Here is a 22,127-nt window from a genome sequence, read left to right as displayed (position 1 = left end):
ACGCCGGCCGCCGAGCCGGGACTGGGCCCATTCGGCGATGCACCTGGCCGACTACCACCAGGCGACCGGAACCAGCCCCGGTGACCTGCGCGACCCCCTCGTGACGGGACGCGCGGAAGCTCTCGACGTACTCTTCGGCCACGCCGTCGACCGTGGCGAGGTCACACCGGAACGCCTCAGCGAGCGCGTCACGTCACTCCCCTTCGACCTGCTGCGCACCACGAGATCCTCACGACCTTCGCACCCGTGCCCGACGACGTCCTCACCGCCGGGCTCCTGAACGGCGCGGGCGGCTTCACCACGACGAGCGCCCTGACCGTGCGCGGCGGCCTGGACACCGACTCCAACGGCGCCACCGCCGGCTCCATCGCGGGCGTCCTGCGCGGGGCGGCCGCCCTCCCGCCGCAGCGGACCGAGCCGCTTCAGGACCGGATCCGCAGCGCCGTCTTCGACTCCGACTCCGCCCGCATCAGCGACCTCACGGCCCGCACCCACCGCCTGGCGCTGCGGGCGTAGGTGTGCCGCCCCTCGTCGGGCCCGGCGGCGAGAGATGCCGAACAGGTCCCTGACCTGCCACTTCAAGGCCGCCGCAGCTGCTTGAATGATACGAGACAGGCATCATTGCCTCATGCTCTATCGGGCCCCGCCTCGACCCCATCGACAGCAGGTCCTGGCACAGGTCGACAGCATGCACGAGCAGCTGCGGCACGCGGTGCGACAGGTCCCACGAAGTGGACGCTGGACGTGCGCAAAGCCCTCACGGCCGGCGGCCGCACATGCCGGAAGGCCAGTTCCAGGTTGTCGACGACGCTGCGGAAGTGGCCGATCGCGTTCCAAGCGCGGGGGACGACGAGGGCTGAGCCACGACGCCCGTCAGTCTCGCGCCAAGTCCCAGTCGTTGCCCATCCAGCCCTCATGGCTGCAGAGGAGGGCGACGAGGCCGGCGGTGACGCGGGAATCCCACCAGTCCGCCTTCACCTCCAGCTCGAAGGCGCTGCCGGGGCCGCTGTGGTAGTCGAGGACGACCCGGCGGTCGATGCGCCACCTGGTGCGGCGCGGGGGGCGGGCGACGTCGCCGCTGCCGCTGATGATGCTGCCGACCACGATGGCCAGTTGGACGGGCGAGAACAGCCACCAAACGAACCACCAGAAGGGCCGCCCCTTCAGCCCGACCGCGGGCGCCGCGCCCGCCTGCTGGACGGTCCAGCGGGTGCGGATCCGGCCGCCCTTCATGGCCGGTTCGCGGGTGATGAGGGCGACGGATTCACCGGCGGCACCCAGCACCTCGTACGTGGCCGAGCCGCCCTTGACCGCCGACTTGGTGACCACATGCGCGAACACCTGCTGCCGGTAGTGGTCGGCCCAGAGGGTGAAGGCGCGGGTGCCGTCCTTGCGGGCGGCGCGGTACGCCTTCAGGTCGCCACCGGGTGGGTCGCGGCGCTCGGGGAAGGCGAGGGGATGGACGGCGCGGCCGGGCTCGGGGGCGGAATCGGAGATCCGTATCGTGTGGATGACGCGTCCGTCGTTCGGCGGTTGTTCGTTCTTGCTCCAGGTCCGACCGCTCAGCCATAGGAATTGGCGCATCCCTGTACTCCCCCGTCACACCGTGTTCGTCCTGATGTTGGAGCGGACTCTACCGGTCCGGAACAACGCGTCCGCCGTCGGCCGTCAGGCGAAGACGGACAGGAGGAGCGCCATGCCGAGGCCGAGCACGCTCACCATCGTCTGCACCGCGGTCTGGGTCTTCGCCGCCTGCGTCAGGCTCATGCCGAAGGACTCCTTGACCAGCCAGAACCCGGCGTGGTTGACGTAGTTCAGGCCGAGCGAACCCGAGCCGATGGCTATCACCAGGAGGGACGCCTCGAGGCCGCCGCCGGTGCCGATCAGCGGGGCGATGATGCCGGTGGCGGAGACGATGCCGACCGTGGCCGAACCGGTGGTGAGGGACAGGAGCAGGGCGATCAGCCAGCCCAGGACGATCAGGTTCATATGGGCTCCCTCGGCCGCCGACGCGATGGCGTCGCCTATGCCGGAATCCTTCAGGACCTGATTGAACGCGCCGCCGCCGCCGATGATCAGCAGGATGGAGGCGATGGACTGGAGACTGCCCGTCATCGAGCGGCGGGTCTCCTCGCCCTGGCCGCTGCCGGTCATGACGGTCAGGCCCAGGGCGAAGAGGAATCCGGCGAGCATCGCGATGAGGGGTTCACCGATGAAGACGAGCGCGGAACGCAGCTGACTCGATTCGTCCAGCGTGGTCTCGGCGAGGGTGCGCAGCAGCATGAGGACGACGGGGATGAGGACCGAGGTCATGGCCAGGCCGGTGGGCACGTGGGAGCGAGCCGGGGTGTCGTCGTCCGGGCGGAGCTGAGCGCCGGGGCCGCCCGAATCCGCGGTGGCCGGGGCGGGCCGCTGTCCGGTGCCGGTGAACTGGGCCACCAACGCGGGGTCCGGGCGGACTTCGGCGAGCCGGGGCGCGATCCAGCGGGCGTAGACGGGACCGGCCAGCACGATGGTGGGGACGGCGCAGATGACGCCGGCCAGGAGGGTGAGGCCGAGGTCGGCGTGGAGTCCGGTCATCGCGGTCAGCGGGCCGGGGTGGGGCGGCAGCATGCCGTGCAGCGTGGAGAGCGCCGCGATGGCGGGCACGCCCAGCAGGACATACGGGGAACCCTTCGTGCCGCCCTGCGCCTCCAGCCTGCGTGCCACGCTGAAGATCAGCGGCAGCAGCACGATCAGGCCGACCTCGAAGAACATCGGCACGCCGATGACGAAGGCGGCGCCCGCGACGAGCCACGGCAGCCGCCGGGTGCTGGACCGGTCGACGATGGCGTGCGCGATGGCGTCGGTCGCGCCCGAGTCGGACAGCAGGCGGCCGAGCATGGCGCCCAGCGCCAGCGTGATGCCGACGTCGCCGAGGGTGCCGCCGGCGCCTTCCTCGATGGACGCCGCGAGTCTGTCGACGGGTTCACCGGCCGCCAGTCCCGTGCCGACGGTGACGACGATCAGCGCGACGAACGGATGGACGCGAAGGCGGGAGTTGATCAGGAGGATCAGCGCTGCGATCGCCACGGTCAGGATGAGCAGCAGTGACCAGGCGTGCGTGGTCATACGGTGGTGCCTTTCGGAAGGGACGGTGCGGGCGCGTCGTCGGCGCCGGTTACGGGAGTGTCGAGCTCCCGGTCGGAGGTCTCGGGCAGGAGGGCCACGGCGATGACGGCGAGCCCGTAGGCGCTGCCCGCGAACAGGCCGATGCTGGTGCCCATCCCGAGCCGGTCGCTGAGGAAGCCGACGAAGGCGGGGAAGGCCGCCGCGACGATGCGGCCGAAGTTGTAGCAGAAGCCCTGCCCGGTGCCCCGCATCGCGGTCGGGTACAGCTCCGCGAAGATCGATCCGAGACCGGCGGGGATGCCCGCGGAGAAGAAGCCGAGCGGCATGCCGAGGAAGAACATCTGGGTGTCGCTGATCGGCAGGAACAGATAGGTCACGACCGAGGCCAGGCACATGACCGCGAAGAACATGATGTTCCTCCGGCGGCCGATCCGGTCGGCCAGGACGCCCGAGGTGACGTATCCGAAGAACGAGGCGGCGATGAACGCCGCCAGATAGCCGCTGGTCTCCAGCACCGACAGGCCGTGGGTGGTGCGGAGGTAGGTGGGCAGGAAGGTGGTCAGCGCGTAGTAGCCGCCGTGGCTGCCGAGGCCCAGCAGCGCGCCGAGGAGGGTGACCCGCAGCAGGTCCGGCTTGAAGATCCGCAGCAGGGAGACCCGGTTCCCGCCCCGCGCGGCCCGCTGCCGGTAGAGCGGCGGATCGGTGACGTTGCGCCGGATCACGACGACCAGTACGGCCGGCAGCGCGCCGAGCCAGAACATGACCCGCCAGGCCCAGTCCTCCGGGAACAGGCTGAACAGCACGGTGTACGTCGCCAGGGCCAGCCCCCAGCCCAGCGCCCACCCGCTCTGTACGGCGCCCAGCGCCCGGCCGCGGTGGCGGGTCCCCATGTACTCGCTGACCAGGACGGCTCCGGCCGCCCATTCGCCGCCGAACCCGAAGCCCTGCACGCTGCGCAGCACCATCAGCTGGGAGTAGCCGGCGGTGAAGCCGATGAGGACCGTGGCGACGGAGTACACGACGATCGTCCACCGCAGCACCCGGACCCGCCCGTAGCGGTCGGAGGCCCAGCCCGCCAGCCAGCCGCCGACGGCCGTGAAGAGGAGGGTGACGGAGGCGAGCGTGCCCGCGGCTCCGGTGCTCAGATGCCAGGTGACCAGCAGCGTCGGCAGGACGAGCCCGAACATCTGGGCGTCGGCGGCTTCGAGCGTCCAGCCGCCGAAGGCGGCCCAGAACGCGCGTTTCTGGGGTGTGCCGGTGTCCCGGTACCAGGCGAACATGCGGCGGCTCTCTTCAGTGGTGCTCGGTGGTGCGGGAAGCGGGTCAGCGGATGTCGACGCGGTAGCGGAAGGTGTGCGCCGGGCCGCGTGAGCGCCGGTACTCCAGCGGCTTGCCGTCATGGGCGCGGGCGACGCGCTCGACCACGGCCACCGGCTCGGAGCGTCCGCAGCCCAGGAGCAGCGCGTCGGCCGCGGTGGCCGCCTCGATGGTCAGCTCCTCCGTGGCGGCCGCGACGATCTGGCCGCAGTGGCGTTCGTACGTCGGGTACAGCAGGTCGCCGAGGTCGTCGGCGCCGATGCGCTCCAGCGGCTCGAACAGGGGAAGCGGAAGCCAGATGTCCTCGACGAGGGCGGGCTGCTCGTCGTACAGCCGCAGCCGGTGGAGGTGCAGCACCTCGCTTCCGGGGGTGATACCGAGGGCGGACGCGATGGCCCGCGTGCTCACCTGCCGGGCGGCGGAGAGGATGCGGCTCCGCGGAAAGCCGCTCCCGGCGGCCCCGAACCGGAAGAAGCGGAAGAGGGAGGCGTCCAGGGACGCCCTCCGGATGAACGTCCCGGTCCCCTGGCGCCGCTCGAGCAGCCCCTCGTCCACGAGGTCGCGGAACACCCGCCGCATGGTCCCCAGGGACACCCCGTAGTGGGCGACCAGGGCGGACTCGGCGGGCAGCGGCTCGTCGGGCGACCACTCCCCCGAGCGGACGCGCTCGGCGATCACCTCCCGGAGCCGGGCGTGCAGCGGCAGCCGAGGGTCGGTCCGGGCGAGGGCGGCCGCTCCGGGGCTCTCTGGCGTTCCGGAGCCTTCTGGCGTGGACGGGACGGAGTGCATGGCGAGAAAGCATGGTCCGGATTCCTGCTGACGTCTAGTCCTTCATAGGACTATTCTTCTGTGGGTGACGTTCACCGACCCGCCGCTGCCACCCGCCGCCTTCGACAGCCACGCCCACGTCTTCACGCGCGGTCTGCGGCTGGCGGACGAGCGGCGGTACAGCCCGGACTACGACGCCACGGTGGAGTCCTACGTCTCGCTGCTGGACGCTCATGGCCTCGCGGCCGGGGTTCTGGTGCAGCCGAGCTTCCTCGGCACGGACAACTCCTATCTGCTGGCCGCTCTCCGCCGGGCGCCGGAACGGTTTCGCGGCGTGGCCGTCATCGACCCCCGGACGCCGGGGGAAGAACTCGACCGGCTCGCGGAGGCGGGCGTGTGCGGGATCCGCCTCAATCTGATCGGCCGTCCGGTGCCCCCGCTGGGCGAGGGCCCGTGGCGGCGACTGGCCCGCGAACTCGCCGCGCGCGGACTCCACATGGAGGTGCAGGCGCGACAGCGGCAGTGGGAGGAGCTGGAACCCTGGCTCCTGCGCTGGCCCGGCGCGGTGGTCATCGACCACCTGGGGCTGCCGGCGCTCCCGTCGCTCTCGTATCCCGGTTCCGGCGCGCTCTTCCGTCTGCTCGCCGCACCGCATGTGTGGGTGAAGGCGGCCGCACCGTACCGTTCGGCGCCGCGGGCGGCCACGGCGATGCTGAGGAGCCTGCTGTGCACCGGAACCGTCGAGCGGATGGTGTGGGGCAGCGACTGGCCCTGGACCCGCCACGAAGAGGGCCGCGTCTACGGCACCACCCTGACCTGGCTCACGGCGGAGCTGAGCGCCACGGAAACCCAGCGGATCCTGTGCGCCAACCCGGCCCGGCTGTTCGGCTGGACACCGCCCGTCGCGGCAGGTGACCGCACAGGCACGGCGGCCGCACGGCGCGCGTAGGCTCACCGCATGAGCAGCGAGACGACGCACCGGCCCCTCGTCGCGATCCTCAGCGGGGCGGGCATCTCGACGGATTCCGGCATCCCCGACTACCGCGGCCCGCAGGGGCTGTGGCGGCGCGATCCCGATGCCGAGAAGCTCGTGACGTACGACTACTACATGACCGACCCGGACATCCGGCGCCGGTCCTGGCAGATGCGCCGGGAGAGCAAGGCGCTGCACGCCCGCCCGAACGGCGCGCACGAGGCCGTGGCACGGCTGGAGCGGTCGGGTGTCCCGGTGCGCGTGATCACGCAGAACGTGGACGGGCTGCACCAGCTGGCCGGGATGCCCGAGCGCAAGGTGCTCGAACTGCACGGCACCGCGCGCGTCGTGCAGTGCACCCACTGCGAGGAGCGCTCCGGGATGGACGAGGCGCTGGAGCGGGTCGCGGCGGGCGAGGCGGACCCGGCGTGCCGGGAGTGCGGCGGGATCCTGAAGTCGGCGACGGTGATGTTCGGTCAGGGTCTCGACCCGGAGGTGCTGACCGAGGCGGTCGCGGTGGCGCGGGCGTGCCAGGTCTTCATCGCGGTCGGCACCAGCCTCCAGGTGCAGCCCGCGGCGTCGCTCGCCGGAATGGCCGCCGAGAGCGGCGCCCGGCTGATCATCGTCAACGCCGAACCGACGCCGTACGACGCGCTCGCGGACGAGGTCGTCCGCGAGCCCATCGGCACGGCGCTGCCCGCGCTGCTGGAGCGGATCGCCGCCGAGGGCGGCTGATCCCGGCGGTGGGGTTCAGCGGCGGGTGATCACCGGCTCCCACATTCCGCGGCCCTCGTACGCCCGCCAGCCGGTGAGCGGCACGGCTTTCCGGCCCGCCGGGTCGGTCAGCACCAGCCGCTCGTACCGGTCGTCGGCGCAGTCGTCGCCACAGCCCTCCCAGCGCAGCAGGCGGTCGTCGCCGGTCCAGGCGAGCGGGGCCCCGGTGAACCCGTCGCCGACCGTGCGGCGGGTGCGTACCTCCTTCACCTCGCCCGTCCGCCCGTCGCCGGTGGCGTAGTAGCGGCCGTCCGGGGAGCGGCCCGCGTCCGAGGTGCCGATGCCCTCGTAGGGCGGGGTGCGGGCCGGCCGGCCCTGGAGGTCGTACCAGGCCAGGTAGGGACCGTGGGTCGGTGCCGGGTCCGCCAGCCGCGTGCCGTCCCGGCTCCACCGGACGTCGGTACGGCCTTCGATGGAGGCGGGCAGCGGGCGGTAGCGCTTGTTGCCCGATGCGACGTCGATCACGTAGTAGCCGGTCCGGCCGGGCAGGGTGTCGCGGTCGGCCGGGGCCGCCTCGATGTCCGGGTAGCCGCTGTACGTGGTCACCGCCAGCCGCTCGCCGTCGGGCGACCAGCTCACCCCGCCCGCCTCGTGGTCCAGCGGGATCCACCGGACGACCTTGCCGGTGGTCAGGTCGAGGATGCCGACGCGGGGCGCGGGCAGCGTCCTCTCCAGGACGGCCGCGCGCTTCATGCCGGGGGCCACGTCCACATCGCCCCAGGACGTCTTCTCGTACCGCCGCTTCCCGGCGTCGTACAGATACCAGTCGTAGCTGAAGCGCGCGTACGGGCCGGAGTTCTCCCGCGTCCCGCCCGTCCGGTACGCCGACACCGCGAGATCACCCGCGGCGACCAGGTGGCGCGGCGGCGACTCGTCCTCGCGCGCGAGCACGTCGTCGGTACGCGGCGCGGCGACCGAGGGCGTGGAGTCCCCGTGGCGGGCGTCCGCCACCACCGGCACCGCCACGCCGCCCGCCAGCAGGGCGAGCGCCGCGGCCGCCGTCACCGTGGCGGTACGGCGGCGGCTGCGGCGCCGCAGGGCACGGCCCGCCAGATCGGGCCCCACCGGGGCCGGTGTCTCCTCGGACCATTCCCGCAGGGTGTCCCTCAGCAGCTGATCGGGGTTCACTGGCACACCTCCACGGGTGAGTTGCCGATGCCCAGGCCGCCTACGGCGGGGTCCAGTTCGGGCACGAGGGTGCGCAACCGGGCCAGGGCGCGGTGCGTCGTACTGCGAACCGTCCCCACCGAGCAGCCGAGCAGCTCGGCCACCTCACGCTCCGGGCAGTCCTCGAAATAGCGCAGCACCAGCATGGCCCGCTGACGGGCGGTCAGCCGGGCCAGCGCACGGCGCACCAGGATGCGCAGCTCCGCCGCGCCGGTGCCGTCCTCGCGGGCGGGGGTGTCCGGAAGCTCGGCCACGGTGGTCTCTCGGCGCGAGCGCAGCAGCCGCCACAGGCTCACCTGCTGGCGGTAGAGCACCTGCCGTACGTACGCCTCCGGGCTCTCCAGCCGCCCCCAGCGCCCGGCGGCCTTCGCCAGGGCGGTCTGCAGCAGGTCCTCGGCGGCGTGGGTGTCGCCGCCGGTCAGCAGGGTGGCGGAGCGCATCAGTGCGGGCGAGCGGGCCGCGACGAACGCGCGGAAGCGGCGCTCTTCCTCATCATCCATGGTTCCCCGTGATCGGTTGTCCGTCGGTGGTCGGTCACCTCCTTGGACGTGTGCGGGGCCGCCCCGCTATGCCATGTCGCGGAAGAAAGTGCGGGCGAATGTTCAGAAGAGGGCCGGGAGCTGCCGGCGCCGGGCCTCGAACGCCAGCAGCCGCCGCTTGCGGTCGAGGCCGCCGCCGTAGCCGGTGAGGCTGCCGGTGGAGCCGACGACGCGGTGGCAGGGGACGATGATGCCGACCGGGTTCTTGCCGTTGGCCAGGCCCACGGCGCGGGAGGCGGTGGGCTGTCCGATGCGGTCGGCGAGCCGGCCGTACGTCCAGGTCTCGCCGTACGGGATGCGGCGCAGCTCGTCCCAGACGCGGCGCTGGAAGGGCGTACCGGTCAGCCGGAGCGGCAGGTCGAACTCGGTCAGGTCGCCCGCGAAGTAGGCGGTGAGCTGGCGGATGGTGGTGGCGAAGGGGGCGTCGCCGGGGGCGGCGGGGGTGCCGAAGGTCTCCTCGGGCGGGCGGTGGCGCTGGTCGGTCATGTAGAGACCGGAGAGTTCGGCGCCGGTGGCCACCAGGGTGAGCGGGCCGTAGGGGCTGTCGACGACGGTGTGGGTGCGGGTCACGGGGGGATTCTCCCTGGTTCGTACGGCCTGGTGCGGGCGGTGCGGGCGGTTCAGGCGGGCAGGCGGTTGATGGCGTGGCCGCCGTCGTTGGCCCACAGGTACTGGACGGCGTACGCGCGCCAGGGCCGCCAGCGCGCGGAGGCCCGGGTGAGGGCCCCGGGGGTGGCGGGGAGGCCCAGGTCGGCGGCGGCCTTGCGGACGCCGAGGTCGGTGGGGAGGAACGCGTCGGGGTCGCCGAGGCCGCGCATCGCGATGACCTCGACGGTCCAGGGCCCGAGCCCGGGCAGGGCGGTCAGCCCGGCCCGGGCCTCGTCCCAGTCGCTGCCGACGCCGAGCGCGACCCGCCCCTCGGCGAGCGCGTCGACCAGCCCGGTGAGGGTGGCGCGGCGGGTGCGCGGCATGGCCAGCGCCTCGGGGTCGAGACCGGCGAGGGCCTTGGCGGTCGGGAAGAGGTGGGTGAGCCCGCCGCCCGGGTCGGCGACGGGGTCGCCGTGCGCGGTCACCAGCCGGGCCGCGAGGGTGCGGGCGGCGGCCGTGGACACCTGCTGCCCGAGGACCGCGCGCACCGCGAACTCCTCCGCGTCCACCGACCCCGGCACCCGCCGCCCCGGCGCCTTGTCGACCAGCGGCTCCAGCTGGTGGTCGGCGCGCAGCAGGTCGTCCACGGCGGCCGGGTCGGCGTCCAGGTCGAGCAGCCGACGGCAGCGGCTGATCGCGCCGGACAGGTCCCGCAGGTCGGCCAGGGACAGCTGGCAGGCGATGTGGTCGGGGCGCGGGGCGAGGGCGACGATCCCGGGCCCGTACGGCAGCCGCAGGGTCCGCCGGTACGCCCCGTCGCGCCACTCCTCCACCCCGGGTACGGCGGTGGCGGCGAGGTGGCCGAAGAGGTTGTCCGGGCACAGCGGCGCCCGGAACGGCAGCCGCAGCGTCAGCGCCCCCGGCACGGCGGGCCCTGGCTGCCTCCGGGCGCGCTGCCGCAGCTCGGTCGGGGAGAGCGCGAAGACCTCCCGTACGGTCTCGTTGAACGCCCGGATGCTGGCGAACCCGGCCGCGAACGCGATGTCCGCCATCGGCAGCCCGCTGGTCTCGATCAGCAGCCGCGCGGTCTGCGCCCGCTGCGCCCGGGCGAGCGCGAGCGGCCCGGCGCCCAGCTCGGCCAGCAGCTGCCGCTCGATCTGCCGGGTGCTGTAGCCGAGCCGCGCGGCCAGCCCCGGCACCCCCTCCCGGTCGACCACCCCGTCGGCGATCAGCCGCATGGCGCGGGCCACGAGGTCGGCCCGCTCGTTCCACTGCGGCGATCCGGGGCTGGCGTCGGGGCGGCACCGCTTGCAGGCCCGGAACCCGGCCTGCTGGGCGGCCGCGGCGCTCGGGTAGAACCGCATGTTCTCGGGCTTCGGACCGACGACCGGGCAGCTCGGACGGCAGTAGATGCGGGTGGTGACGACGGCGATGAAGAACCATCCGTCGAAGCGGGCGTCCTTGGCCCGTGCGGCCCTGAGGCACCGGTCGGTATCGGTGTACATGGGTCCAGCATCGGCCACCGCGCGCCGCCGGGCTCGCGGGAATCCGACATCGACGTCGACGCGGGGCGCGCCCCCGCGCGACCCGCTTCCCCGTCCGGGGATTTTGCGGCGAAACAGCAGACCGGGGGCCTGGTGATCGGCATGATGAAGAGGTGACGGAACACCGAGAGATACCGCTGGCAGACGGCACGTCCGTACGGCTGGAACTCGCCCCCGTGGGGGACGCCTCGCCCGCGGACGCCTACGGGGGCGTGGGCGGCGTGGGCGGCGTGACCCCGGTGGGGCGCGCGACGCGGGCCGCGGCCGCGCTCGCCGACGCCGGTCTCGGCGTCGTCCTCCAGGGGCTGGGCTCGGTGCTCCAGGACGTGCACGACGCGGTCCGCTCGGCGCCCCAGCCGCCGCAGGAGTTCACCGTCCAGTTCGGGGTGCAGGTGGGCCAGGACCTCAAGCTCGGCATCGTGGGGGCGAACGGGAACGCCAGCCTCACCATTTCGGCCACCTGGCGGCCGGAGGATCAAACGCCGCGGCAGCCGCCCCGGCCCGACTCCGCGGGCTGAGCCATGGGCTGGTTCCACCCTCGCGGGTCCGCGCCCCGGCCCGCCGTGTCCATCCTGGCCAAGGACGACGGAAGACCGGCGGGGGCGGGGGTCTTGTTGCCCCGCCAGCACCTGCTGACCTGCGCCCATGTGGTCAACAGCGCGCTCGGCAAGGACATGCTGGCCCCCGATCACCCGGGCTCGGTCACCGTCTCGGTGCGGATCCACGGACCGGAGCACACCGTCGAAGCCGATGCCGAGCTGACGGCCTGGATCCCGCCCCGGCGGGACGACGGGGGCCTCGGCGCCTTCGAGTGGAACGGCGACCTCGCCGTACTGCGGCTGGCCGGAGCGCTGCCGTCCGCGTTCGAGCCGCCGCGCTGGCACCCCATGGCCCGGCGGCAGTTCGTCCGCGCCTGGCACGGCAGCGGCGAACCCGGGGTCTTCGCCGACGCCGAAGTGAGCGAATGCGACGGCCGGTTCGGCTACTTCGACGGGGCCGAGCGCACCCTCGACATCGAACCCGCCTACAGCGGCGGCCCGCTGTGGTCGAACGAGGAGAGCGCCGTCGTCGGCCTGGTGACGGCGAAGCTGCGCGTGCGGGGCGAGCTGCGGCGCGCCTGGGGCATCCCCTGGCAGCGCGTGGCCCGGGAGTTGCGGCACGCCGGGGTGGATCACCTCCTGCCCCGGCCCGACGAGGACGTACGCGACCATCCGCTCTACGGGGAGCTGACCGCCCTGCTGGACGGGCCGCTGTCGCTGTCCGAGGGCTGGGTGCGGTGCTGCCGCGCGGTCGCCCGCCAGTGCGGCCTGGACCACCGCGCGGACGGCGCGCCGTCCGCCGACGAGTTCGCCCGGCTGCTGCTCACCCGGGGGCGCGCCCTCCCGGCGCTGGTCGAGGCCGTGCGCCCGACATCGGAACCGATCGCCGACGACCTCCTCGCCCTGGGCCGCCGCCACGGCCTGCCGAAGCTGCTCACGCCGGGCGAGTACGAGCGGCTGCTGCGGCAGCTGCGCGCCTTGCCCCCGGCCTCGGCCGCCGGGGTCCCCGGGGCCGTACGGGCGGCGCTGTCGCTGGCCGCCCTGCCCGGCGCGCTGCTGGCCGGATTCGGCGGCGGCGCCCGCGGTGTAGACGGCAACGGCGACAGCGGCCCCTTCGAGGCGCTGATCGCCCATCTGGAGGGCCTGTACGGCGACAGCGCGCCGACCGGCGACGGCCGCCTGGCCGTCCCGGCGCTGCTGCGGGCCGTGGAGTTCGTGGCCGCGGGCTGCTGCCCGACGGCGGCGGAGCGCGCCGAGCTGTGGGCGTGGAGCGCGGCCGTGGCCCGCCGTCTCGGCGTCCACGACGCGGCCTTGCGGGATCGCCGCCACGACGCCGAGCAGTGGGCCCGGGGCGCGTCCCGGGGCTCCGCGCCGCCCCGGGTCGTGGCGAAGCTGTCGTCCTGCGGGGGCGCGCCGGTGTCGGACGGTGAAGAGCGCTACCGGCTGCGGCTGTGGTGCGACGACGGGGACGGGCTGCGCCAGGTGTCGGACGACAGCGAACGGCCGCGCGGCGCGGAGGAGGCGGCCCGGGAGATCCTGGACGCGGTCGGTTCGCTGCGCCGCCCGGATCCGGCGGGACCGCGCTTCGTCATCGAACTGGTCGTGGACCGGGACGCCTTGGAGGTGCCCGCGGACTCCTGGAAACCGGCCGGGGCGGGGGCCCTGCTCCCCGTCCCGCTCGGCGCGCCGTATCCGCTGGTCGTCAACTGCCCCGAGCTGCGGGAGCTGAACGGCGAGGCGATGCTGGACCAGTGGCGGGAGCGCTGGGCCCGGCTGGACTCCGAGGAGCCCGTGCACATCGACGACGTCACGGCCCCCGACCCGGAGGCGGTGTGCGGTCTGCTCATGGAGCGGCTGACCGCCCATGTCACGGTCGACGTCGCGGCGCACCGGCGGGCGGGGGTGGTGCAGATGTGCCTCGCGGCGGGCGTTCCGGTGGTGCTGTGGGACCGCAGCGGGCAGCCGGGGTCACCGGCCGTGCGGCACGCGGCCGAGACGCGGGCGCGTGAACTGCCCGAGGCGATACGGAGATACCGCACCAAGACCCTGCAGAGACCGGCCGACTACCCCGGGCGGCCGGTCCTGGCCTGGGCCGACGCCGGGCGGGCGCTGCCCCGGCTGGACCTCGTGGACCCCACGGAGTGACGGTGACACGCGCGCGATGTCCGCTGAGGCGGACCGAAAGGGAGGTTCCGCGATGAACGCACGGGAGCAGCAGGGCTGGCGGCTGTTCCGGGGGGACGGCGTGCCCCGGCGGGTGGAGATGCCGCCCGCCCCGCCGTGGCGCCGCTTCGGCAGCGCCGCGACCGGCGAGGAGCGGGAGTCCGAGGTGTCCGGCCCGGCCCGGCCGTCGCCGTATCTGATCTCGCCCGAGCACGCGGACGTCGTCAACGCGGCCCTGCATCTGCGCCGTCCGCTGCTCGTCACCGGCAGCCCGGGCACCGGCAAGTCGTCCCTCGCGCGGGCGGTCGCGCACGAACTGGGCCTGGGCGAGGTGCTGCGCTGGCCGGTCAACAGCCGCTCCACCGTGCAGGACGCGCTCTACCGTTACGACGCGATCGGGCGGCTGCGCGAGACGACCCTGATGCGGGACCGCGGCGAGGCCGAACCCGACATCGGCAGCTTCGTACGGCTCGGCCCGCTGGGCACCGCGCTGGTGCCGGGCGAACGGCCCCGGGCGCTGCTCGTCGACGAACTCGACAAGGGCGATGTCGACCTGCCGAACGACCTGCTGACGGTGTTCGAGGAGGGCGAGTTCGAGATCCCCGAGCTGGCCCGGCTGCCGGAGGACCAGTCGGTGGTGGAGGTGCTCACCGAACGGCCGGGCGAACGGGCCACGGTACGGCGGGGACGGCTGGCGTGCGAGGAGTTCCCCGTCGTGGTGATCACCAGCAACGGCGAGCGCGACTTCCCGCCCGCCTTCCTGCGCCGCTGCGTACGGCTGGAGCTGCCCACGCCCGACGAGGACCGGCTGCGGGCGATCGTCACCGCGCATCTGGGGGAGGAAGCGCTCGAAGAGGTCGATCAGCTCCTGGAGGTCTTCCTGCGGCGGCGCGCGGCGCGCGAGCTGGCCACCGACCAGCTGCTGAACGCGGTGTTCCTGCGGTCGGGCGGGGTGGACGTGACGGGCGAGGGGCTGCTGGAAGCCGTGCTGCACCGGCTGGGCGGGGCGGTGTGACCCATGGGCGGCGGCGCGGGGCGGCTGGAACGGCTTGACGAGGCCATCACGGTCCTCGCCTCCGGGGGCGTGTACATGTCCCGGAAGGAGCTGCTCGACGCCCTCTGGCTGGCCGGGCGACTGCCCGAACACGACGCCGAGGGGGCGCCCCTGGAGCGCGCGGCGGCGCGCTACGGGGCCGCCCCGCCCGACGCGCGCCCGGAGCCCGCGCGTGCTCCCGCCACCCCGGCCGTGCCCGCCGCCCTCACCACACCGCCCGACCCGGCCCCGCCGACCACAGCCCCACCGCGGGACGCCCCGCCGGCCCCGCGGCCGCAGCCGCAGCACGACGCACCGTCGACACCTCTGCGGGACCGCCGCCCCGCCGACCGCGCGCTGCGCGGCCTCTACGGCGGCGGCCACGCCCCCGACGGGCCCGGCCCGGACGCCGACTCCCCCGACGCGCGGCGCGGGCTGCCGCTGCGCGTGCCCGAGGACAAGGCGCTGCACCACGAACTCTCCATCGGCCGTGCCCTGCGCCCGCTCAAACAGCACCGGTCCAATCCGCTCAAGCGGGAGTTCGACGAGGTCGCCACCGCGGCGGCGCTCGCCGAGACCGGTCTGCCCGATGTGGTCACCCGCCCCGCCCGCGAGCGCTGGCTCGACCTCGCGCTCGTCGTCGACGACGGCACGTCGATGCTGCTGTGGCGGCGGCTGGCCGCCGAGCTGCGCACGGTGCTGCAACGCTCCGGCGCCTTCCGCGTCGTACGGGTCCTCGGCCTGCACACCCGTGGCGCCGACGCCCCCGCGCTGCGTACCCGGCCCTACGACCCGGACGCACCCCACCTCCCCACCACGGCGCTGTCGGACCCGTCGGGCCACACGCTGGTGCTGGTGGTGAGCGACGGGGTGGGCTCGGCATGGCGCGACGGGCGGATGGGCCAGGTGCTGGCGCGCTGGGCGGGTGTGGGGCCCACCGCGGTCGTGCACGCCCTGCCGCCCCGGCTGTGGGACAGCTCCGGCATCCGGACGCGGCGCTGGCAGGTACGGACCCGCAGGCCCGGTTCGGCCAACGCGGACTGGGCGGTCGCCGACCCGGTGCTGCCCACCGCCCTGGCCCGCTTCGACGGCGTGCCCGTACCCGTCCTGGAACCGGAGGCCGGGCCGCTGGCCGACTGGGCCCGGCTGATCGCCTCCGCGAGCGGCACCGCCGTCCTGCCCCTGCTGGCCCCGCCGCGCGGCCGCCCTGTGGCCCCCGCGGCCCGCCCGGCCTCCTCCCCGGCCGATGAGCTGGGCCGCGTCCAGCTCTTCCGGGACGCGGCGTCCCCGGAGGCGTACCGGCTGGCGGCCCATCTGTCCGCCGTGGCCCCGCTGCCGGTGCCGGTGATGCGGATGGTGCAGAAGGCGGTGGACGGGCGGTCCGACACCGGGCGGCTGGCCGAGGTGTTCCTCGGCGGGCTGATGCGCCCGGTCGAGCCGCCCGCCTCGGCGGGCCCGGACCCGCTGCCGCCGGAGCACCGGCCCTTCGCCTTCACCGACGCCGCCCAGCAGGCACTGCTGGGCGCGGTGCCGCTGGCCGAACTGGTCGCCACCAGCCGGACGATCGGGCGGCGCCTTGAGGAACTGGCGGGCCGCTCCCCCGACTTCCCGGCCTGGCTGGCCCACACCGCGGGCACCGACCGCCTCCCGCCCGGCGCCCGGCCCTTCAGCACGGTGGAACGACGGCTCGCGGCCCGGCTGGGCGCGCCGCCGCAGTCCTCGGCGTTCGCGACCCGTGCGGCGGCGGCGCTGTGGCGGAGGCTGGAACCCGGCGATCCCCACACGATCGGCCCGTACCGGCTGACGATGGCCGGGCCGCCGAACGCGCGGCTCACTCCCTATCTGGGCCAGGACGCTCACGGCGCGGAGGCAGTCGTTCAGATCGCCCACGGAACCCAGCGGCGCCAAGCCGCGAGACTGCTGGGCGTGCAGGCGGAGGCGCTGCGCCGGATGGACGGACGCTACGCCCGCCGCCTGCTGCGCGAGGGGCTGGACGACGACGTCCCGTGGATCGCGGAGGAAGCCACTGTCGGGGAACGGCTGGAAGACGTCCTCCGTACCGAACCGGAGCGGTGGGACGGGCAAGCCGCCCTCGCACTGGCCCGCCAGGTCGCGGACGCGGTGCGGATGTCCGGGGACGCGAGGCTGGGGCACGGCGATCTCACCGTCGGCGCCGTGGAAGTCGCCGGTGAGGACATCCTCCTGACCGGCTGGTCATCGGCCGCTGTCGACGGGGTGACATCCCCGGGGTTCCTCATTCCGCCGGCGCCCGAGGACGACATCAGCGGATTGGGCGACATCCTGCTGTGCCTCGGCGGCGGGGCGCAGACGAGCCGGCCCGGCGCAGGGCTGTACTTCATGCCGCGCTGGAGCAGCGCCGCCTGGGAGCCCGTCCGCGCCCTGGTGATGTCGTGCCGGGAGAGGCCCGAACAGCACACCGCTCAGCAGGTCTGGGAATTCCTCACGGAGTTCCGGCCGGACGCCCCCAGGGCGCCGAAGAGTGGCCTCCGGCTCGCCGCGAGGGGCGACGTCTGCTCGCTCTGCGAGAACCCCCTCGAAGCGGGCGACCATTACTGCGACGCGTGCGGCGCGAATCTGACCACGGCACCACCACGGTCGACGTCCTCCACCGCGGATTCCGAACCGAGCAGCGGTCTGCCGTCGTTCGGGGAGTACCAGAGCTACCGCAGGCTCGGCGGCAGCGGCGGCTACGACGTCTATCTGGCCCGTGACGAGCGCAGGTCCCGCGATGTGGTGATCCGCACCGCCCCGGAGGCCGAGCGGCAACTGCGGGCCGAGGTGGAGGCGCTGCGGCGGATGGCCGGGCACTACGCGCCCCGGTGGATCGCCGGGGCATTCCACCTCACCCGGCCCTGGATCGTGACGGAGTGCGTCTCCCTCCCCGACGGCTCCCCGGCCCCGCCCCTGTCCTCGTTCCTGACCGGCGACGCACCCCGGCTGGACCCCGTGCACGCCGCCACCATCGGCCTGCGCCTCGCCGAGGCGGTGAACATGTGCGCGCTCAAGGGCATCGTGCTCAAGAGGCTGACGGCGGACAGCGTGCTCGTCGTCGGCCGTACGGTGAAGCTGACCGGCTGGACGGACGCGTCCATCGACAACGTCCGCAACCCGAAGGCTCCCACCCGCGCGGGCAACGTCTACGCCCTGGGCTTGATCCTCCGCGCCATCAGCGACGCGCAGCCGACCGCCCGGCTCAGCCAGACGGACGCGCCGTGGCGCGATCCCCAGCTGCTCGCGATCATCGGCGCGTGCCTCAGCGAGCGACCGGAACGGCGCCCGACGGCGGGTCAGGTGGCGGACGTCTTCGTGCAGTGTCTGCCGTCCGCGCCGACCGCCGTCCACGACGGCGAGTACGCGTACGTCCTCCCCCCGGACGAACCCACCCCCGGCCCCCAGGTGCCGACGCCGGAACAGCCCGCGCCCGCGCCCGCCCCCCGCCCCCGCCGCCTGGCCTCCCTCTTCCGCTTCGGCGGCAAGGCTCAGCGGCAACGCAAACTCGACCTCATCCGTACGCCGCTGACGGCCACCCACCGCATCGTCGTGACCCAGCCGGTGGGGGCCGAGCGAACCGCGACGACACACCTGCTCGGTGCGATCTTCGCGAGCGAACGCGAGGACAAGGTCATCGCGTCCGACGCGGGCCCGTTCGGTCCCTCCAGGGCTCGCACCAGACAGACCCGGTCCGGGCTCGAGATCCTCGCGGGGGTCTCCTACGAGGACCACGGCCGCGTCATCGCCGAGCTGAGCAACCGGTACGCGGTCGTCATCGCCGACACCGGTACGTTCCTCGACACCAGACGGGGAATCTTCGACCTTGCCGACCAGCTGATGATCGTCACCACCACATCCGCGGAGCACCGCTGGAGCGCGCACACGATTTTGGACCGGCTGGAGGAGGACGGGTACGCGGAGCTGGTACGCCGCGCAGTCACCGTGATCGAACGGTCGTCCGAGACCGAGGCCCGGCCGGATGACGAACTGGCGGAGGGCTTCCGGGCCCGCTGCCGCGGCGTGGTCGTCGTGCCGTACGACGGACACGTGGCCGCCCACGGCGAGATCGACCTCGAACAGCTCGCCCCCAAGACCCTCGACGCGTACGTCGACCTTGCCGCGCTGGTCGCGGAGGGGTTCCCCGGGGCCGGGCAATAGCGGTCCCGCGGAGGGCCTATCCTCTACGCCATGTCGTCCGCCGAACTCATCCGCATCGTCTCCCGTTCCTCGCCCATGGCCCTCGCCCAGGTCGAGCGGGTCCGCACCGAGCTGGCCGCGCTGCGGCCGGGCATCCGTACGGAGGTCGTGCCGGTCACCACCTCCGGCGACCGGTGGATGGGCGATCTGTCGAAGCTGGGCGGGAAGGGCGCGTTCACCAAGGAGGTGGACGCCGCGCTGCTGGCGGGCGAGGCGGACCTCGCGGTGCACTGCATCAAGGACGTGCCCGCCGACCGGCCGCTGCCCGCGGGCACGGTCTTCGCCGCCTACCTCAAGCGGGACGACATCCGGGACGCCGTGATCCACCCCGAGGGGCTGGCGCTGGACCGGATGCCGGAGGGGACCCGGATCGGCACCTCATCGGTGCGGCGCGTCGCCCAACTGGCCGTCACCCACCCGCACGTGACGTGCGTTCCGATGCGCGGCAACGCCAACCGGCGGCTGGAGAAGCTGGCGGCGGGCGACTGCGACGCGCTGATGCTGGCCGTCTCGGGGCTGGAGCGGATCGACCGCACGGACGTGATCAGCGAGATCCTTCCCGTGGAGACGATGTGCCCGCCGATCGGCGCCGGGGTGCTGGGGCTGCAGTGCCGGGAGGACGACACCGCCACGATCGAAGCGGTCGCCGGGCTCGGTGACAGCGATGTGTGGAAGGAAATCACCGCCGAGCGGATGCTGCTGCACGTGCTCCAGGGGCACTGCAACTCCCCCATCGCGGGCTACGCCAAGGCCGAGCGTGACGGGCGGCTGTCGCTGCGCGCCCGGGTCTTCAGCCCGGACGGCAAGACGGTGCTGGACGCCCACGAGTGGGCGGGCCCGCTGGACCCGGCCACCCTGGGGACGTCGGTCGCGGTGGCGCTGCTGCGGCAGGGCGCGCGCGAGGTCATCGACACCATCCCGCACTAGTCCCCGCTGCCGTCCCCTACCGTCCCCGCAGCCGCCGCCACACCGCGCGGGCCGCGTGGTGGCCCGACATGCCGTGGACGCCGGGGCCCGGCGGGGTGGCGGCGGAGCAGAGGAAGACCGCGGGGTGGGGCGTGGCGTAGGGGACGCGGGCGAGCCGGGGGCGGATGACGGACTGCAGGCCCTCGAAGGCGCCGCAGGCGATGTCGCCGTCGATGTAGTTGGCGTTGCGGGCGGCGATTTCGGGGGGCCCGGCGACCGCCCGCGCCAGCACCAGGTCGCGGAAGCCGGGGGCGAAGCGGTCGAGCTGGCGCTCGATGGCGTCGGTGAGGTCGCCCGTCCAGCCGCTGGGGGCGTGGCCGTAGACCCAGAAGGTGTGCTTGCCCTCGGGGGCCCGGGTCGGGTCGACCAGGCTGGGCTGGGCGGAGATCAGGAAGGGCACGGCCGGGGGGTGGCCGTCGTAGGCGGAGCGCAGGGCGGTGCCGATCTCGCCCGCGGTCGGGCCGATGTGGACGGTCCCGGCGCGGCGGGCCTCCGGCGCGGTCCACGGCATCGGGCCGTCCAGCGCGTAATCGATCTTGAAGGCGCTGGGCCCATAGCGATACCGGCGGTAGACGTCGCCCAGCCCCGCGATCCGGGCCAGGGCGCGCGGTGAGGTGTCGAAGACGTACGCGCGGGCCGGGGGCAGCTCGTCGAGCCGCTTGACCTCCGCGCCGGTGTGGATGACCCCGCCGTGTGCGCGCAGGTACGAGCCGAGCGCGTCCGCGATCGACTGCGAGCCGCCGCGCGGGATCGGCCAGCCGACCGCATGGGCCGCGACCGCGAAGATGAGGGCGAGACCGGCGGTGGTCGGGGCGCTGGGGGGCGCGATGGCGTGACCGGCGAGCCCGGCGAGTACGGCCCGCGCCTTCTCGCCGCGGAAGCGGCGGCCGAGGAGGGAGACCGGCAGGACGGCGTTCAGCCCGAAGCGGGCCCAGGTCAGCGGGTCGCGCGGCACCCCGTCCCACTGGGCGCGCAGCACATCGGGGGCGAAGGTGGCCCAGTTGCCGACGTACGGCGCGACCAGCCGCCGGTACGCGCCCGCGTCGCGCGGGCCGAGCGACCGGGCGGTCTCGCCGACCGAGCGGGCCAGCACCGCGGCGCTGCCGTCCGGGAAGGGGTGGGCGAGCGGCAGCTCGGGGTGCAGCCACTCCAGGCCGTGGCGGCCGAGCGGCATCCGGTCGAACGCCGGGGAGCCGATGGCGAGGGGGTGCACGGCGGAGCAGGGGTCGTGCCGGAAGCCGGGCAGGGTCAGCTCTTCGGTGCGGGAGCCGCCGCCGATCGCGTCGGCGGCCTCGAAGATCTCCACCGCGCAGCCGCGGCGGGCGAGTTCGACCGCCGCGGTCAGGCCGTTCGGACCGGCACCCACCACTACCGCGTCGAGCATCGACGGCACGTCGGCCTCCTCCTCGTCGCCCGGGCCCGGCCCTCCGGGACCGGCGGATCCACTCAGCCGGCGGCGGCCAGCAGGCCCAGGATATGCCGTACCGTCGCCTCGTTCCGCGCCGCCGTGAAGGGAAGCGCGTTGCCCCCGGCGATACGGAACGGCTCGCCCGCGAGCGTGGCGCTCGCGCCGCCCGCCTCGGCGACCAGCAGCAGCCCGGCCGCGTGATCCCAGGCGTTCTCCCAGGTGAAGGCGATCGCGTCGAGCCGCCCGCGGGCGATGTTCAGGTACTCCAGACCCGCCGAGCCGCAGGGGCGCGGTGCCACGCCTTCCGTCCCCAGCCCGGCCAGGGCGCGCTTCTCCAGGTCGGTGGTGAAGTCGTAGTGGGATATGGCCACTTCGAGGGGCTTGCCGGGCTCCGGGACCCCGGCGCGGATCGGCTCCCCGTTGAGCACGGCGCCGCCGCCCCGGCGCGCGACGGCCATCAGGTCCTGCGCGGGGGCGTACGTCCAGGAGGCGAGGAGTTCGCCGTGGTGGGCGAGGGCGACGAGGGTCGCGAAGCCCGGGTCGCCGTGGACGAACTGCCGGGTGCCGTCCACCGGGTCGACGATCCATACGGGCGCCTCGCCGCCGAGGTGCTTCAGCAGGCCGGGATCGGCGTGCACGCCCTCCTCGCCCACCACGACCGAACCGGGCAGCAGCGCGGTGAGCGAGGCGGTCAGATGCTCCTCGGCCTGCCGGTCGGCGGTGGTCACCAGGTCGTGCGGGCCCTTCTTCTCCACGATCTCGTGGGCGGCGAGCTGCCGGTAGCGCGGCATGATCTCCACGGCGGCCGCCGTGCGCACTGCCTGCTCCACCTCGGAGAGATCACTGGCAAGAAAGTCATCGAACATGTGGTCATCGAATCACGCGCCGCCGACAACCGGTGACCCGGCGGCGGCCGGACGATGGCATCGGCGTGAACCGTTCCCGGGGAGCCGCGAAGGACCCCTGCGCAACCCATTGACACCTGGCTGAAACACGACCTACGTTCCAGGCAACACAATTCACTAGTG

17 protein-coding genes and 2 pseudogenes are annotated in these 22,127 nt (G+C 74.0%); 9 read left to right on the top strand and 10 right to left on the bottom strand.

The genetic code is table 11. From position 1 onward, the window contains the following. Positions 1-40 precede the first annotated feature (40 nt). Positions 41-264 (top strand): annotated as a pseudogene (locus tag ACFZCY_RS24370) (TetR-like C-terminal domain-containing protein); the annotation flags it as partial. Beyond that, positions 259-516: pseudogene (locus ACFZCY_RS24365) on the top strand (ADP-ribosylglycohydrolase family protein); the annotation flags it as partial. The pseudogenes ACFZCY_RS24370 and ACFZCY_RS24365, both read left to right, overlap by 6 nt. A gap of 357 nt (positions 517-873) precedes the next feature. On the opposite strand, the gene ACFZCY_RS24360 reads toward ACFZCY_RS24365, so the two are convergent. The 4 genes from ACFZCY_RS24360 to ACFZCY_RS24345 all read right to left on the bottom strand — a co-directional run bounded on the left by ACFZCY_RS24360 (position 874) and on the right by ACFZCY_RS24345 (position 5,217). After that, positions 874-1,584: a hypothetical protein gene (locus ACFZCY_RS24360; RefSeq protein ID WP_391176961.1), complete on the bottom strand. Its 711-nt coding sequence runs from the start codon at positions 1,582-1,584 to the stop codon at positions 874-876. 84 nt (positions 1,585-1,668) lie between these two features. Beyond that, a complete protein-coding gene (locus ACFZCY_RS24355) occupies positions 1,669-3,111 on the bottom strand; it encodes a gluconate:H+ symporter (protein ID WP_391176958.1) in 1,443 nt (480 codons plus the stop codon). Beyond that, complete coding sequence (locus ACFZCY_RS24350; protein WP_391176955.1) at positions 3,108-4,391, bottom strand: MFS transporter; 1,284 nt, start codon at positions 4,389-4,391, stop codon at positions 3,108-3,110. Before ACFZCY_RS24350 ends, ACFZCY_RS24355 begins: the two co-directional genes overlap by 4 nt. Before the next feature lie 43 nt (positions 4,392-4,434). Continuing rightward, positions 4,435-5,217 (bottom strand): UTRA domain-containing protein, encoded by a 783-nt coding sequence (locus ACFZCY_RS24345; protein ID WP_391176951.1) that lies wholly within the window; start codon positions 5,215-5,217, stop codon positions 4,435-4,437. A gap of 64 nt (positions 5,218-5,281) precedes the next feature. Here ACFZCY_RS24345 and ACFZCY_RS24340 point away from each other — a divergent pair, with 64 nt between their 5' ends. Together ACFZCY_RS24340 and ACFZCY_RS24335 are read left to right on the top strand one after the other, a co-directional pair. Then, a complete protein-coding gene (locus ACFZCY_RS24340; protein ID WP_391176948.1) occupies positions 5,282-6,145 on the top strand; it encodes an amidohydrolase family protein in 864 nt (287 codons plus the stop codon). A gap of 9 nt (positions 6,146-6,154) precedes the next feature. Next, complete coding sequence (locus ACFZCY_RS24335) at positions 6,155-6,904, top strand: Sir2 family NAD-dependent protein deacetylase (RefSeq protein ID WP_391176946.1); 750 nt, start codon at positions 6,155-6,157, stop codon at positions 6,902-6,904. 15 nt (positions 6,905-6,919) lie between these two features. Here ACFZCY_RS24335 and ACFZCY_RS24330 read toward each other — a convergent pair whose 3' ends face one another. The 4 genes from ACFZCY_RS24330 to ACFZCY_RS24315 all read right to left on the bottom strand — a co-directional run bounded on the left by ACFZCY_RS24330 (position 6,920) and on the right by ACFZCY_RS24315 (position 10,742). Continuing rightward, complete coding sequence (locus ACFZCY_RS24330; RefSeq protein WP_391176943.1) at positions 6,920-8,071, bottom strand: TolB family protein; 1,152 nt, start codon at positions 8,069-8,071, stop codon at positions 6,920-6,922. Continuing rightward, positions 8,068-8,610 (bottom strand): SigE family RNA polymerase sigma factor, encoded by a 543-nt coding sequence (locus ACFZCY_RS24325; protein WP_391176940.1) that lies wholly within the window; start codon positions 8,608-8,610, stop codon positions 8,068-8,070. Before ACFZCY_RS24325 ends, ACFZCY_RS24330 begins: the two co-directional genes overlap by 4 nt. Before the next feature lie 102 nt (positions 8,611-8,712). Continuing rightward, complete coding sequence (locus tag ACFZCY_RS24320; protein ID WP_391176938.1) at positions 8,713-9,219, bottom strand: methylated-DNA--[protein]-cysteine S-methyltransferase; 507 nt, start codon at positions 9,217-9,219, stop codon at positions 8,713-8,715. Between the two features lie 50 nt (positions 9,220-9,269). After that, entirely contained in the window at positions 9,270-10,742 is a 1,473-nt protein-coding gene (locus ACFZCY_RS24315) for an AlkA N-terminal domain-containing protein (protein WP_391176935.1), read from the bottom strand. 152 nt (positions 10,743-10,894) lie between these two features. Between ACFZCY_RS24315 and ACFZCY_RS24310 the strand changes: the two genes are divergently transcribed. From ACFZCY_RS24310 to hemC, 5 genes are read left to right on the top strand one after another with little or no spacing between them, the layout of a single operon-like run. After that, positions 10,895-11,299 carry a CU044_2847 family protein gene (locus ACFZCY_RS24310; protein WP_391176932.1) on the top strand — a complete coding sequence of 135 codons (405 nt, stop codon included), beginning with the start codon at positions 10,895-10,897 and terminating at the stop codon, positions 11,297-11,299. 3 nt (positions 11,300-11,302) lie between these two features. After that, positions 11,303-13,465 carry a trypsin-like peptidase domain-containing protein gene (locus tag ACFZCY_RS24305; RefSeq protein ID WP_391176930.1) on the top strand — a complete coding sequence of 721 codons (2,163 nt, stop codon included), beginning with the start codon at positions 11,303-11,305 and terminating at the stop codon, positions 13,463-13,465. A 52-nt stretch (positions 13,466-13,517) separates the two neighbouring features. After that, entirely contained in the window at positions 13,518-14,498 is a 981-nt protein-coding gene (locus tag ACFZCY_RS24300) for an AAA family ATPase (protein WP_391176927.1), read from the top strand. 3 nt (positions 14,499-14,501) lie between these two features. Continuing rightward, positions 14,502-18,686, top strand: a complete 4,185-nt coding sequence (locus ACFZCY_RS24295) for an SAV_2336 N-terminal domain-related protein (protein WP_391176923.1) — start codon at positions 14,502-14,504, stop codon at positions 18,684-18,686. Between the two features lie 30 nt (positions 18,687-18,716). After that, positions 18,717-19,652, top strand: coding sequence for a hydroxymethylbilane synthase (hemC, locus tag ACFZCY_RS24290; RefSeq protein ID WP_391176921.1), 936 nt, complete (start codon positions 18,717-18,719; stop codon positions 19,650-19,652). Between the two features lie 16 nt (positions 19,653-19,668). On the opposite strand, the gene ACFZCY_RS24285 is transcribed toward hemC, so the two are convergent. Further along, positions 19,669-21,075, bottom strand: coding sequence for an FAD-dependent oxidoreductase (locus tag ACFZCY_RS24285; protein ID WP_391177228.1), 1,407 nt, complete (start codon positions 21,073-21,075; stop codon positions 19,669-19,671). Between the two features lie 62 nt (positions 21,076-21,137). Further along, the gene (locus tag ACFZCY_RS24280; protein ID WP_391176919.1) at positions 21,138-21,965 is read right to left on the bottom strand and encodes an inositol monophosphatase family protein; all 828 of its coding nucleotides are present in this window, start codon (positions 21,963-21,965) and stop codon (positions 21,138-21,140) included. Positions 21,966-22,127: the final 162 nt, after the last annotated feature.

Origin of the sequence: Streptomyces sp. NPDC007983 (genome assembly GCF_042958345.1) — a bacterium.
Classification (GTDB): domain Bacteria; phylum Actinomycetota; class Actinomycetes; order Streptomycetales; family Streptomycetaceae; genus Streptomyces.
Note: the sequence above shows the minus strand (reverse complement) of the source record. Positions and strands in the feature narration are given on the sequence as shown.